The organism is Ilumatobacter sp., assembly GCF_041688325.1.
Classification (GTDB): Bacteria; Actinomycetota; Acidimicrobiia; order Acidimicrobiales; family Ilumatobacteraceae; genus Ilumatobacter_A.
The window spans coordinates 19384-32145 of the sequence record NZ_JBDNIJ010000127.1; the positions used below are offsets into that span (position 1 = coordinate 19384).

Annotated in this window: 17 protein-coding genes; 5 read left to right on the forward strand and 12 right to left on the reverse strand. The window is 63.8% G+C overall.

Annotated elements, in window-relative coordinates; translation table 11 throughout:
- Positions 1 to 8: 8 nt before the first annotated feature.
- Positions 9 to 1373, forward strand: a complete 1365-nt coding sequence (locus ACH2EI_RS08545) for a glutamate-1-semialdehyde 2,1-aminomutase (RefSeq protein ID WP_395159709.1) — start codon at positions 9 to 11, stop codon at positions 1371 to 1373.
- Between the two features lie 41 nt (positions 1374 to 1414).
- On the forward strand, positions 1415 to 2149 hold the full coding sequence (locus tag ACH2EI_RS08550) for a hypothetical protein (protein ID WP_395159711.1): 735 nt from the start codon (positions 1415 to 1417) through the stop codon (positions 2147 to 2149).
- Between the two features lie 32 nt (positions 2150 to 2181).
- On the opposite strand, the gene ACH2EI_RS08555 is transcribed toward ACH2EI_RS08550, so the two are convergent.
- The 4 genes from ACH2EI_RS08555 to ACH2EI_RS08570 are packed head-to-tail and all read right to left on the reverse strand — an operon-like array spanning position 2182 to position 5703.
- The gene (locus ACH2EI_RS08555; RefSeq protein WP_395159713.1) at positions 2182 to 3123 is read right to left on the reverse strand and encodes an NAD(P)/FAD-dependent oxidoreductase; all 942 of its coding nucleotides are present in this window, start codon (positions 3121 to 3123) and stop codon (positions 2182 to 2184) included.
- A 5-nt stretch (positions 3124 to 3128) separates the two neighbouring features.
- Entirely contained in the window at positions 3129 to 3989 is an 861-nt protein-coding gene (locus ACH2EI_RS08560; protein WP_395155158.1) for an alpha/beta fold hydrolase, read from the reverse strand.
- Positions 3989 to 4735: a hypothetical protein gene (locus tag ACH2EI_RS08565; protein ID WP_395159715.1), complete on the reverse strand. Its 747-nt coding sequence runs from the start codon at positions 4733 to 4735 to the stop codon at positions 3989 to 3991. The genes ACH2EI_RS08560 and ACH2EI_RS08565 overlap by 1 nt, the downstream gene beginning before the upstream one ends.
- On the reverse strand, positions 4732 to 5703 hold the full coding sequence (locus tag ACH2EI_RS08570) for an NAD-dependent epimerase/dehydratase family protein (RefSeq protein ID WP_395159717.1): 972 nt from the start codon (positions 5701 to 5703) through the stop codon (positions 4732 to 4734). Before ACH2EI_RS08570 ends, ACH2EI_RS08565 begins: the two co-directional genes overlap by 4 nt.
- 112 nt (positions 5704 to 5815) lie before the next feature.
- On the opposite strand from ACH2EI_RS08570, the gene ACH2EI_RS08575 reads away from it, so the two are divergent.
- Both ACH2EI_RS08575 and ACH2EI_RS08580 read left to right on the forward strand, forming a co-directional pair.
- Positions 5816 to 6337, forward strand: coding sequence for a M23 family metallopeptidase (locus ACH2EI_RS08575; protein WP_395159719.1), 522 nt, complete (start codon positions 5816 to 5818; stop codon positions 6335 to 6337).
- Between the two features lie 128 nt (positions 6338 to 6465).
- Positions 6466 to 7140, forward strand: coding sequence for a M23 family metallopeptidase (locus ACH2EI_RS08580; RefSeq protein ID WP_395155162.1), 675 nt, complete (start codon positions 6466 to 6468; stop codon positions 7138 to 7140).
- Between the two features lie 44 nt (positions 7141 to 7184).
- On the opposite strand, the gene ACH2EI_RS08585 is transcribed toward ACH2EI_RS08580, so the two are convergent.
- From ACH2EI_RS08585 to ACH2EI_RS08620, 8 genes are all read right to left on the reverse strand, one after another.
- Positions 7185 to 8027: a phospholipid scramblase-related protein gene (locus tag ACH2EI_RS08585; protein ID WP_395159721.1), complete on the reverse strand. Its 843-nt coding sequence runs from the start codon at positions 8025 to 8027 to the stop codon at positions 7185 to 7187.
- 65 nt (positions 8028 to 8092) lie between these two features.
- A complete protein-coding gene (locus ACH2EI_RS08590) occupies positions 8093 to 8599 on the reverse strand; it encodes a hypothetical protein (RefSeq protein ID WP_395159723.1) in 507 nt (168 codons plus the stop codon).
- Between the two features lie 78 nt (positions 8600 to 8677).
- Positions 8678 to 9568: a tRNA lysidine(34) synthetase TilS gene (tilS, locus tag ACH2EI_RS08595; RefSeq protein WP_395159725.1), complete on the reverse strand. Its 891-nt coding sequence runs from the start codon at positions 9566 to 9568 to the stop codon at positions 8678 to 8680.
- Positions 9569 to 9578: 10 nt separating this feature from the next.
- On the reverse strand, positions 9579 to 9731 hold the full coding sequence (locus tag ACH2EI_RS08600) for a hypothetical protein (RefSeq protein WP_395157262.1): 153 nt from the start codon (positions 9729 to 9731) through the stop codon (positions 9579 to 9581).
- 88 nt (positions 9732 to 9819) lie between these two features.
- Positions 9820 to 10278 carry a hypothetical protein gene (locus tag ACH2EI_RS08605; RefSeq protein WP_395157260.1) on the reverse strand — a complete coding sequence of 153 codons (459 nt, stop codon included), beginning with the start codon at positions 10276 to 10278 and terminating at the stop codon, positions 9820 to 9822.
- 45 nt (positions 10279 to 10323) lie between these two features.
- A complete protein-coding gene (locus ACH2EI_RS08610) occupies positions 10324 to 10590 on the reverse strand; it encodes a zf-HC2 domain-containing protein (RefSeq protein WP_395157258.1) in 267 nt (88 codons plus the stop codon).
- Positions 10590 to 11195, reverse strand: a complete 606-nt coding sequence (locus ACH2EI_RS08615) for a sigma-70 family RNA polymerase sigma factor (protein ID WP_395157256.1) — start codon at positions 11193 to 11195, stop codon at positions 10590 to 10592. The genes ACH2EI_RS08610 and ACH2EI_RS08615 overlap by 1 nt, the downstream gene beginning before the upstream one ends.
- A 55-nt stretch (positions 11196 to 11250) precedes the next feature.
- Positions 11251 to 11799, reverse strand: coding sequence for a MarR family winged helix-turn-helix transcriptional regulator (locus ACH2EI_RS08620; protein WP_395157254.1), 549 nt, complete (start codon positions 11797 to 11799; stop codon positions 11251 to 11253).
- Positions 11800 to 11895: 96 nt separating this feature from the next.
- Here ACH2EI_RS08620 and ACH2EI_RS08625 point away from each other — a divergent pair, with 96 nt between their 5' ends.
- On the forward strand, positions 11896 to 12600 hold the full coding sequence (locus tag ACH2EI_RS08625) for an alpha/beta hydrolase (protein ID WP_395159727.1): 705 nt from the start codon (positions 11896 to 11898) through the stop codon (positions 12598 to 12600).
- Positions 12601 to 12762 lie beyond the last annotated feature (162 nt).

Here is a 12762-nt window from a genome sequence, read left to right on the forward strand (position 1 = left end):
CGCCTTCCATGACCGACCAGATGATTCCCTCTTGCGACCCCATCGGCTGCGCGGCTGCGGGCTGTACTGCCACTGTCTGCACGGGCGCTGGTCTGGCATCGAACGCAACGATGTTCGCCCGCTCCAAAGCCGTGATTCCCGGTGGCGTCAACTCGTCGATTCGCGCCTTCAACTCCGTTGGCGGTGAGCCATACGTCGTCGCGCGAGCGAAGGGCGCAACGATCACCGATGTCGAGGGCACCAGCTATTACGACCTCGTGCAGAGCTACGGTGCAGTGATTCTCGGACACGCCCATCCAGCGGTTACCGAAGCAATCACCGCAGCAGTCGTCGATGGCACGTCGTACGGCGCCCCGACCCCCCGTGAGATGAAGTTGGCTGAAGCGATCAGCGAGCGTGTGTCGAGCTGCGAACGCGTCCGTCTCATGAACTCGGGCACGGAAGCTACCAGCACGGCTATTCGGCTCGCCCGGGGTGCAACTGGCCGCGACCGGATCGTCACGTTTGCCGGCAACTTCCACGGTGCGACCGACGCGCTCTTAGTCGCAGGCGGGAGCGGTGTGGCGACACTGGGGTTGCCCGGCACAGCCGGCGTCCCCAACGCCTCGGTCGCCGAGACCATGGTCGTGCCGTACAACGTCGTCCCCGAACTGAACGACCAGGTAGCGGCGGTCATTATCGAACCCGTTGCTGCGAACATGGGCGTCGTTGCGCCGGTCGCAGGTTTTCTCGAAGGGCTCCGTGCCGAATGCGATCGCGTCGGAGCACTGTTGATCTTCGATGAGGTGATCACCGGTTTTCGACTCGGTTCCGGCGGCGCTCAAGCGATGTACGGGATCACACCGGACATCACGTGCTTCGGCAAGGTGATCGGCGGTGGCCTCCCGATCGGCAGCATCGGCGGTCGCGCCGACATCATGGAGTATCTGTCTCCGCTCGGCCCGGTCTTCCACTCCGGCACCCTCTCCGGCAACCCGCTCGCCACGGCAGCGGGGCTTGCGGCCCTCAATCAGCTCACGCCTGACGTCTACATCGAACTTCAAGCTCGGGCAGGACGCCTGGCAGCCGGTCTGGGTGATGCCTGCGCATCTGCTGGCTTTGCGGCATCATTCCCCATTGTTGGCACGCTGGTTGGCATGTTCTGCGGCTCTGCGGTCGGCACTGTGCAGAACTTCGACGATGCCAAGCGGACCGATGAGGCTGCTTACTCGCGGTTCTTTCAAGCGATGCTTGCCGAAGGCGTGGCCATGGCCCCGGGTGCGTACGAGACGATCTTCGTCGGTCTCGGTCACACGGATGACGTGCTCGATGCGATTGTTGCTGCGGCGCATCGCGCTGCGACGACGGCCGTCAGCCGCTCAGACAAGCGGTAGGTGCCGTCGATCGCCGGGCCGACACCGCTACGTTGGCGGTCGTGCGGCAACTGTTCACCTGGCGATTCGTTGCAGCCCTTGCAGCCCTTGCTGGCTTGGCGATCCTTATCAATGCCGTCGTCGTCGATGACGACCAGCTCGCTGGGATCGTCGAGTCTGAGGTCCCCAACCGCAAGATCGACCTCATCTCGCCGGTCTTCTTCATGGAGACGTCCGACGACTTCGGATTCGGTGATGACGGGTTGACGGACGGATTCATCGACTTCGTGCTGCCCAGTCGAAAGGTGATGCGCGTTGCGCCTGGAACGCCGGGAAATATCAATTGCGACCTGCAGTCGTTGAACCGCTGCGTCGTGTTCGTCGATCTACTCGGCGAAGCAGTGATCTGGTTCGCCACGCTGCCGAAGGCTGAGGGCAAGACCGTCGAGCTCCCACCGATCGTCGATCTCGAAGACGGCTTGGCCCTGTTCGAGAACGGCTGGCAGATCAGGTATCCGCCCGTCATCGATCGGTTTTGTGCAGGCGAGGACATTGTCAGCTTCAGTGATTTCTTACGTCGCTTTGGCCCTGGCAGCACGTCGGTGGTCGACCTGGAAACGCAGTTGGTCATCGAGGTTCGTTGCGCCGGCACCGAGGCGCCTGACGTGACGACCACGACGGTCGAGCGGTCTGTCGATCTGCCGGTCGGTAACGTGCCGGTGACGTCGATCGATCAGTTGACGCCGCTCGATGAAACGGTCAACCTGGCCGGCGGTGAACCTGCCATCGAGGAATAGGACATCGCCTCGGCCTGGCGCGGCGCCCCAGCTCAATCGAGCAGGGTGTGTGCAGCGGCGAGGCCGGAGTTGTGGGCGCCTTCGATTTTTGGGCCTGCGAACGCATCTCCGGCCAGAACGATTCGACCGTTAGCTGTGGTCCAACACGGGTCGGGCCAGATCGAGCGTGGTGTGGCGAGCCGCCATTTTTTGAGTGAGTGTTCAAGGATCGAGGCGTCGCCAAGCCAGGGCTGCGCAGCTGCGGTCAGCTGATCGACCAGCGTGTCGTTCTCGTCGTCCCAGTGGGCTTCACTCCAAGTGGGGTTGGCGTGGAACGTGACGGCGGGTTCGGTGCTGACGCCCTTCGATGCGTTGTCGCCGATGAAACTGAAGATCTCGTCGGGGTCTTGGATGCCGCCACTGGCCGGAATCGCAGCTGGGCCGTCGAGCCGTACAAGGAGGCCGACCGTGCGGTCGTAGTCGGTACGGAACAGCGTCTCGTCAAGTTCGATGCCGCCGTCGATCATGAGCGCAAAGGCCTGGGGGAGTGGGCAGGTGACGATCACGGCGTCGACGGTGTGCGCGGTGCCGTCATCGATCACCACGGTGATTCCGTTGACATCGGGTTCGTCACGAATGGCGAACACCATGGTGGAGCACTGCACGTCGAGGTCGACAGCAAGGTCTTTGGCGAGTGAGTTCATGCCGTTCGTGGCGACGTAGCGGGGATGCCCATCGGTGCCGTTGAAACCCTGGTTCCAGACGTGAACGAGGCCACACTCTTTCCAGTCGTCGACCTGTGCCGCGAAGGCCGGGCTTCGGGCGGTGAAGAACTGGGCACCGTGATCAAGGGTGGCGCCACCGATGCGGCGTGTCGCCAGCCGGCCGCCTGGCGATCGGCCCTTGTCGAACACGACGACGTCGGCGCCGCCGCGAACGAGTTCACGCCCGGCGATCAATCCGGTGAGGCCGGCTCCGATGATTGCAACACGCATGAAGGTTAGGATGCCGCAGATTCAAGGGCGGGTTCCACTTCGGCTGTCCGTTCCTGGTGCGCTGCTTCGGCCCGCTTCAAGAACTCAAACAGGACCCGATTGAACGATCCGGCATGTTCGACCATCAGCCCATGGGCGGCGCCACTGATGACGGCCAGTTCGGCTGTGGGGATCCGCTCAGCCAGCTCTTCGCTGTCGCCACGTGGTGTGAGGATGTCTTGATTGCCGACGACGACGAGCGTCGGCACCGAAATGTTTGCGAGCTCATCGGCGTACGACACGTCGACGTTCAAGATCGCGTCGACTTGGGCTGCGAAGGCGTGCGATGGCCGACCCAACGCGAGTGGCCCGAGCCAGCCCATTGCAGGGAGTAGCCGGCGGAACGACCGCGGGCCGATGACCCAGCGTGCAGCTTCTTGGCTCATCGACCCGATCCCGTCGGTCAGAGCGGTGTCGCGCCAACTCGACAACAGCTCTTCGCGCCACGGATGGTGCCGTCCCGCAGTGCAGGCGAGTGTGAGCGAGCGAACTCGCTCGGGGTATTTGACCGCGATGATCTGGCTGATGGCGCCACCCATCGATGCACCGACCACGTGGGCCGTTTCAACGCCGGCATGGTCGAGGACGGTGATCGCGTCCTGCGCCATCTGCTCGAGCGAATACTCGCCGTGTGGCTTGTCGGAGCGTCCGGCACCCCGGTTGTCGAGGGCGATTGCCTGGTACCAAGGAGCCGACGCCAGCCGTTGGAGGTCCCAGCCGTGCTTGTCGGCGCCGAGGCCCTGCACGAACAGGATCGGCGGCGCACCTGGCCGACCGGTGACCCGATAGTGAATGCGGACACCATCGGTGGCGCGTACGTAGGTCATCAGTTGCCGCCCAGGCCGCTCAGCGGTAGCCAGTCGAGTGGCGTCCCGGTGTTGATGTCGCCCATCTCGGTCAGTAGCAGACTGATCTGCTCGCGCACCTCGTGGGCCAGTTCGTACTCGGCGAGAGGGCCCCGGCGACGTCGACCGCCGCGGATCGCCGAACCGATTTCGATGCGTGCTCTTCGGCTGAACGGTGAGCTGGTGGTCGCTGCGGGGAACACATCAACGCCCGATGCCACGGCGGCGCCGATGATTGTGTGGTCGACGGTACCGACCTCGCGAGGCCGGCTGCTCGACGTTGCGGCACTGACGACCAGTTCTCCGGCACGCAGTGCGCCAGCGACCTCGTCAGGGTGGTCGAGGAGACCGCCGAGGCGCTGTGCAAGCGCACCGAGCGTTGTGTCGTCAGGGCGGCCGACGAATCGAACTGGGCGATCAACGGCTCGGCTGATAGCGAACGCGCTGTAGACGTGAGCCATCGAAAAACGTCGGGCGTTGACGACGATGAGCGCGCCCTTGCGCGCGGGGAGATGCTGGTCGCCGCCGGTCGACACGGCCCACCGAATTTCGGACAGCATCGTGATCGTGCGGAACAGCCCAGCGTCACGACCCCAGTCGTCGACATGGCCCGATGGCTCTTCAGTAACGCGGCGGAATGCTGCCCGGGTGGTGTTGGCGGTGCCTCCTACCAGGGTGGCACCGTGCCGGACGGGGAACTGAACGACTCGGCCCAAGGGGGAGCTCATGATGCCTCGCCGATCTGTTGGGCGGCGGGGACCCGGGCCGGTCGACGCACCACGCTCGGCCAGTGATACAGATGATCGATGACTTCGACGGTCGAGACGTCAGCGGTGATCCCCAGCAACTCTTCCATGCGCCCGTTGTCGGCGAGGCGGCCGCGGGTCAGCGCCTCGGCGACATGGTCGGGGATCGGAGCACCGAGCATGTGGCTCAGCCGGCGGGCAAGGAACCACTGGGGCCCGAAGACCGGCACCGGGATGCGCCGGCCGCGCCGAATGGCGTGCAAGGCGGTGATCGCGCCCGGTGCGACCACGTTCACCGGCTCAGCGAGCTGGTTGCGGGCAGCGGCCACCAGAGCGCGGGCCGCGTCGTTGTGCTCAATCACCGCAAACGGTGGGTCGGCAGCGGCGCTGAACGGCACGGCGGGCATGCGGAGAAGGCGACCGAGCGGCGATGGGACGTGGGGGCCGAGGACCGATGCGAGTCGCACGGCGCCGACGGTGACGCCGACCCGTTCAGCCACGTTGGCAGCGATCGCCTCGATGTCGGCGAGCGTATGGCCATACTCGGACGTCGGCCGGATGGGAGCGCTCTCTGCGGGGCGGGTGAGTGACCCCTTGCCCCTCCCGTAGATCTCGATGCCGCTGCGCACGACGATGCTTTCGAGCGCACGGCATTCAGCTGCGGCTCCGAGAATTGATGTTGCGGCCTGTTCGGTGAGCACGCCGGCGGCCTTGGGCGAAGCCCGCGCATCGGGTTCCCACACGCCGACGTGGATCAGGACGTGCGGGTTGAAGTCGGTGATCGTGTCGACGATTTGGTCGTGGTTGTCTGGCGAGAGGCGATGGTACGTCGTACGCTGCAGCCGTCGACGCGGCGGGTCTGCGTCGATTCCCGCAAGCGAACCGACCCACTGCTCATCTTCGAGCATCCTGGCAACGAGTGTGCCCAGCTCGCCGCCTACCCCGCTCACGAAAACACGTCGGCCTGACATGAAACCAGAACCTACTCGCACTCGTCGTCAATTGATTGGCTCCGTCGCGGGCGTTTTCGGTGCGTCTGTTGTCGGATTGGGCGCTGCGCGCGTGCTGGCAGAGCCGCCGCGTGTCACCCGCTCGGCGACGGCGCTGGAGCCGGCTCGACGGCTTGGTATTGAGGGAGAACTGGTCTTCCCAGTCGACCCGACGGGCGGTGACCTCGTCATGCCGAACGGCTACCGGGAGGGGACACACAACGGCATCGACATTGGCAATGGATGTTCGCCCGGTCGCGGACGATCGCTGCTTGCGTGCGCCGATGCTGTGGTGAACAGCATGGAGCAATCAACTCGTCCCGGCAAGTACATCACGCTCCGCGACCGCTCCGACACCTACTACCGCTACCACCACCTCGCTGAGTTCATCGAGGGCATGGAGGTCGGAGCTGCGGTGTCCGCTGGCCAGGTGATCGGGCTGATGGGCTCTACCGGCAACACCAACTGGGCGCACGTGCACTTCGAGGTGTGGCGCCACAGCTTGAGCCCCAACATTGGCTTCCCAATCGACCCGCTGCCGCTGCTCCAGCGGCCTGCAGGCTTGACAATCGGCTCACCGCAGTGCGATAACTGACGAACACGATCGAGTAAATATTACGGTTGCGTGACGATATGGGTTCCCTATCGTCCTACACTTCGCTCAAGTTCGTAGTTGTTGCTGCCGAATCCACTTGTGCCCTCTTCATGGGTTCTCAACGCCGTATGACCGACCCCCACCGCTTTCCCCACGACATCGTCGCCGCCGAGTCACGGCCAGGCCAAATGTCGCGCCGTCGCCTCCTTGCCGCGGGGTTGGGCGCAGCGGCTGGGCTGTTCGCGGTCGAGCGTGTCGTTGCTGCACTGCCGAACGGCGGGATCGTTACTGCTGCCGGGCCGCTCCAATCCAGCGAGTTGGCCCCGGCCGAGCGGATGCCGCCGCCCGTGCCCGACGGACACATCATGTTCCCCGTCGATGCGCAGGAAAGTTGCTGGGTCTCCGACAACTTCGGGGACTGCCGTGGCTCGGGCTGCTCGCGTTCGCACGAAGGCCTCGACATTTCGGGCTCACGTGGCGCCGACATCTTTGCCGTGGTCACGGGCCGGCTGACGAAGCAGTACGTCGACAGTGGAAAGACCTACGGCGCTGGCAACGGTTGGACTCTGCAAGACGAAGAGAACAACGTCACCTACAAGTACTTTCACATGGCAACGCATGCTGAGGGCCTCGCAGTGGGCGACATCGTCACTCAGGGTGATGTGATCGGCACCGTTGGCAACACCGGGACGTCAGGCGACTCGAACTTCCACCTGCACTTTGAATACCGTCCGAACGGCGTCGCGCAAGACCCGCTGCCGTTGCTCGTACGGCCGGACAACTGCACGTTCTACGTCGGCTGAGGTCGGCGCAGGCCAGCTGAGGCTCAGTTGGCCTGCGCCGAACCTCAGCTGTCTTGCTTCAGCGCCGTGTCGATACTCAGTGCGCTCGCCACGATCAACGTGTTGAGCGGCTCTGGCATCCGCTGATGGATCTGCACCACGTAGTTGTCAGCGGTGGTGAACATGGCCTTGGCGAAGCCCTCGAAGGTCTTGGAGATGCGTGCGACCTCGGTGCCCTGCGCGTCTTCGATGCGGAAGTTCCAGGCACGCCAGTTCTCACCCTTGATCGAGCCGAGCGTCTGACCGTTCGCTTCGAGATTGAAGTTGATCTTGCCAATCGCCTTCTGCTGAACGATCCTGCCGATCTCGTTGCCAGCAGCGTCTTCGACGATCACGGTTGACTTGATCACCTTGCGCGGCCGAGTCAGCTGCATCACTACTTGCCCCGAATTGTCGGTGATCTGGAGCTTGTGCGTCATGAACTGATCGAGTGAGCTCACGAAGCGCAGGATCTTCTTGGCTGCCGACTGGCCGACCTGGTTGACCATCGCCAGCTGCTGGCCGTCCTGGCCGAACACGCTGTACTGGTTGTTCAGCTCGATCAGCTTGGCCTTTTGGTTGACGACCAGCACGGGCTCGGTGAGGATCGTTCCGCCACCGCCTTCGACCTGGCCGGTGAGCCCGGCGCCACGAATGCCCTGATCGGTGATCTGTTTCTGGATCATGTCGGCCTCGCCCGCGTTGCCGACCGTGAGGGCATCGACCTCAGGCGAAGAAGCCACACCTTCGACCGGGTCGGTGCTCTGGGCTCCGTCCGTGCTGACTTGGTCAGTCCAGGCTTCGCCGTCCCAGTATCGAAGATCAGCGCGGCCGTTCGGATCGGGATACCAGTTGGCAGGTGTAGACATGAGACGACAGTAATCCTGTCCCACCTGGTTCTTATGCCCAGAGCGCCAGTTTATGAGCGCCCGCTTTAGCGCAGTTTGTGAGCGTTCATGATCACTTCGCGAGCGAAGGGATCGAGTTGGCGGCCGGACAACCGCTCGGTGACCTGAATGGCCTGGGTGGCTTCTTCGACGAGGCCCGACCACCGGATGTAGCCGCCCATGACGCCGATGATGCGATCGCTGACCTCTTCGGCGTGGACCAGCACCCTCATGTTGCGGTTCAAGAGATCGTGGAGTTCGGTGTACAGCGCCTTGAGATACGCGTTGAGGTGCTCTTGGTTGAACGCCCGGTGGCGGTATGGCAGTTGCAGTTCGTCGTAGTTGTGCAGGTTGCTTGGTGCCGAGATGATCGAAATGACGCACCCGAAGCCGTTCTCGCGCAGCCAGATGATCTCTTCTTGTCGACGGACTCGACGGTGACTGTCGCCAACACCGCCGGGTCGCTCACAGATTGCAAGCTTGTCCTTGAGAATCCAGGTGAAGTTGCGCGGCGTAATACCGAGCGCCCACTTCCCGCGCAATCGGGGAGCCATCAGCGGCTGCCTTGGAGCGATGAGTTGGAAGCGTGTGCGGTGTCCATAACGAGGATCGATGCTACCTGGTCGGCCGCGTCAGAGAGACAGCCGGAGCCGCTGCCGTGACCGGTGCACCCTGCGGCCCCCCGCCACGTCGCACGCAGCGGCTTCACCACGAGCGACGCCCAGCACGCGTTCGATAGCCGCTGCGCTCGGTGGATACCCGTCATCGGTGAGCCACCGCCGAAGGGCGCGTCGGGCCAGCGGGAGCGGTGCTGCGGCGATCGCGACTGCATCTGTGGGGTCGATCGCGTCCGCCAATTCGTCGAGCAGTTCGTCGTCGTCACGTAGGAGGTTGGCTGCCCGCTCAATCAGCACCGAGACGTCACGGTCAAAGATCTCCTTGGCCAGCGGGAGCAGTTCGTGACGAATTCGGTTGCGCCTGAACCTCGGGTCGTCATTCGATTCGTCCTCAACGATCGAGAGGCCGAGTTGCTTGCAGAGCCCGTGGGTGTCTGCTCGGCGAAGTCGGATGATCGGCTTGGTCGGTCCGTGGCGAATTCCAGCGAGGCCGGTGGCGCCGCTCCCGCGAAAAAGCGCGAGCAGCACCGTTTCGGCTTGGTCGTCGGCGGTGTGGCCGGTGAGGGCTGCGGCGCCGATTGCGGCGCGGCGGGCCGCGCGGGCGCGGGCTTCGAGGTTCGGCCCGTCGGACAGGTCGACGCGAACGACACGGCAGGAGATGCCGAGGTCGGCGGCGATCGACTGGGCCGCGTCAGCATCGTCAGACGAATGCGCGCGGAGACCATGGTCGACATGGACAGCGTTGACGATGAGCCCGGCGGCGACAGCGAGGGCGGTCAACGCGGATGAGTCTGGGCCGCCGGAGAGAGCGCAGGTGACAGTGGTTCCAGCTGGCGGAAAATCGCAACGGGCGAGGAGTTCGGGGACCAGTGGGTCGACCGGCAGGAAGCCACGGTCGCCGGGCATTGGGGCGGGGTCAGAGGTCGTTCTGGCGGCGACGTTTACCGCCGGGATACTTCTGCGACGAGACCGTCTTGAGGTACACGCCGATGAGGCCAACACCCAAAAAAAGTGCGACGCCAGTTAAGGCAACGCCGATCCACCAGTGCCAAACCTCGGCTGCGAGCATTCCGCCAGGTTAGCGAGCGATCGACGGCGACAGCGCATTCCCGAGGGCACTTCTCGCGACTTCCCTCGATTGGTCAACGGCGCCGCGGTCAGGTGGTCGCGGCGTATGTGATGACACACAACACGATGGCCCGCAGAGTCCAGGCTGTGGCTCTCACCCAGTTGGTGCGGACCAGCCGCGCGTGGAGTGCGCTGTCGAAGCGAGGTGCAAGCTGGCCGTGAAGCGGCGCCGACACGAGGGCGGTTACGCCATAGGCGACGCCCATCAGGACAAGTGCAACCAGTGGGAGCGCCCGGCTGATTCCGGCCGGAGGTGACGCCACGATCCAGATACCGGTGGCGCCTTCGGCAAACATGAACGGCCCGACGACGTAGCTGATCGTGGCCGTGTGACGCTGTGCGAATCGACGCCAGAGCTCACTGTCGGCACCGCGTTCGATCGCATCAAAGATCGGATAGTGGACGACCTGGATCGTCCAAATCAGTCCGGTCATCGCCCACGTCGACGCGAGCGCGATGAGGAGGATGAGGGCGTCGGTCGATTCCACCTCGCGATCGTGTCGCGAACGGCACGGTCATGGCGTGTTGGGCCTTCAGCCGATGACGCCGTCACCGTCGAAGTCGGTGTCGAAGCACTTCTCGATCCGCGACAGCAGGTCGGCTGGCATCTCGTTTTCCTGGCACTTTTTCTGGATGACTTGCTTCAGTTCGGCGTGGAAATCGAAGGCGCTGAGGCAGTCGGGGCATGCGTCGAGGTGATGACGGATCGTTTCGTGCGCTGCGTCAGACAGCTCGGAGTCGAGGAACAAGTCGAGCTCTTTGAGCGTCTGATTGCAATCGGGGGTGTCACATGCGTCCATCAGTTCTCCTGCCCTTCTGTGTTCGAGTCGGTGGGTTCGGGCGGGGGGTCAGCGAGCCCACGTTCGAGTGCGTAAGTGTGCAACGCTTTCTGCATCGCCTTTCTTCCCCGATGGAGTCGCGACATCACAGTTCCGATCGGGATGTCGAGCATTTCAGCGATCTCTTTGTAGGCAAAACCTTCGACATCGGCGAGAATTACCGGCAACCGGAAGTTGTCTGGGAGCCCTTCGAGTGCCTGTTTGACCTCGTCGTCCGGAAGCATTTCCATGAGCGACTCTTCGGCAGAACGGCCGATCGAAGCGTCTTCGAAGGTACCGAGACGTTTGTAGAGGTAGAGGTCCTCGATATCGCCAAGATCTGACTCGTCGGGGCGCCGCTGTTTCGCTCGGTACTTGTTGATGTACGTATTGGTGAGGATGCGGAACAACCAGGCACGGAGGTTCGTGCCATCGGTGAAGGTGTGGAAACTGCGGAAGCCCTTGAGGTAGGCCTCTTGTACGAGATCTTCTGCGTCCGCTTTGTTTCGGGTCATGCGCATCGCGGCCGAGTACAACTGCGGCGCGTATTGCATTGCCTGATCTGCGAACACTGCCTGGTCAGCCATTGCGGCGGACCTTAGCGGTTTGGGCGCGTGGGGCGCCGGGGCATGCTGCGGTCTTTCAGTCGAGGCAGTCGGCTTCGTGCTCGAGTGCGGTGGCCACATTGTGGACTGCATCGGAAAGCCGTTCCAGCATGCTTGCCAGGGTTGCGAGTTCGTCGTGGTCGAACGACTGCACAATGTTGATCAGTGCTGTCGCCCGTCGATCGACGGCTTCGGCGTGACGGCGACGGCCTTCTTCGGTGGCGCGCACCATGACGACGCGACCGTCGCGCGGTGAGGGGAATCGCTCGGCGAGGCCGTCGTTGACGATGCGTTGCACGGCGCGGGTGGCGGTCGATGGATCGATGCGGAGGCGGTCTGCCAGGCCCTTCATCGTGCGGTCTCGCCGAGTGAGGAGGTCGAGCGCATCCATTTGGCCCTGTTCGAGTGGGTCGTCTTTTCCGAAGTAGTAATCACGGAGGGCCGCGGCGCCTGCGCCGCGGCGGAGTTCGGTCCAGGCTTTGCCGATGCGGAGCGCGTGAGCGAGGTCGATGGGGTCCCGAAGATCGACAGCTGTACTTTGGCCAGGGGCGCTGTGCGCGGCCAGGTCGGAAGGCGGTGTTGTCATCTTGATATCAACGCTAGTGGCCCGCCCCTGCCCGTCGCGTGACGGACGACACATTTCGTGTCGTCGTTGTTCGCGACTGCACGCGAGACTCCGACAATGTCGGAAAACACTGGCCCATCGCCGTCTGATCCCGTTGGCCCGACAGCACTCGGAGCGCTCCGCCCATTGGCGACGAGCGAGGTAGCGATCACCGAGTCGTTGCGGCATCGCGAGGTGTACACATCGCGAGGCCTGCTCACTGTGCTCTGGCATGAACCGAGCGCTCCAGTGCCTGCGGCGCTCGTGATGTGTGGTGGGGCTATGGGCGGTCTGCTTGGGCCTGGCCACGGGCTGTACCAGCAGTGGGGTGATCGTTGGGCCGGGCGCGGCGTTCGGGTGCTGCGCGTCGGGTATCGGGAACCGAACAACTTGGATCTGTGTGCGCACGATCTGGCGTGTGGCGTCGAATGGGCACGCGACGCTGGCGCTGAACGTGTCGTCGTGATGGGACACTCGTTTGGCGGGGCGGTCGCGATTCGAGCGGCTGTGGTGATGGCCGGTTCGGTCGCCGGAGTTGTCACGTTCGCGACGCAGTCGGCTGGGTGCGAGGTGGCTGCGGCGCTGGGTGACCGACCGCTGTTGCTCTTCCACGGCGACCGCGACGAGATTCTCCCGGCAGAGTCGAGCCACATGGTGCAGGCAATTGCGGGCCATGGAGACGTGGTCATGCTGGCGGGCGACGGCCATCTCCTCGCAAAAAGCGACGGCGTCATGACCGAACGCCTCGACGTGTGGTTGCCCGAGGTCCTCGGGCTCGGCTGACCTGACGAGCCCGAACAGCTGGCTACAGCAGCGGACAATCAAACAGTGGGAACGAGGTCAGCAGCACCATTGACCGCTACCTGATGACGTCTGTCGGTCTGGGGCACAGAGTCGACGACCTGTTACTTTGTCAGTCGGTGGCCATTTGGTTACACATTTGGA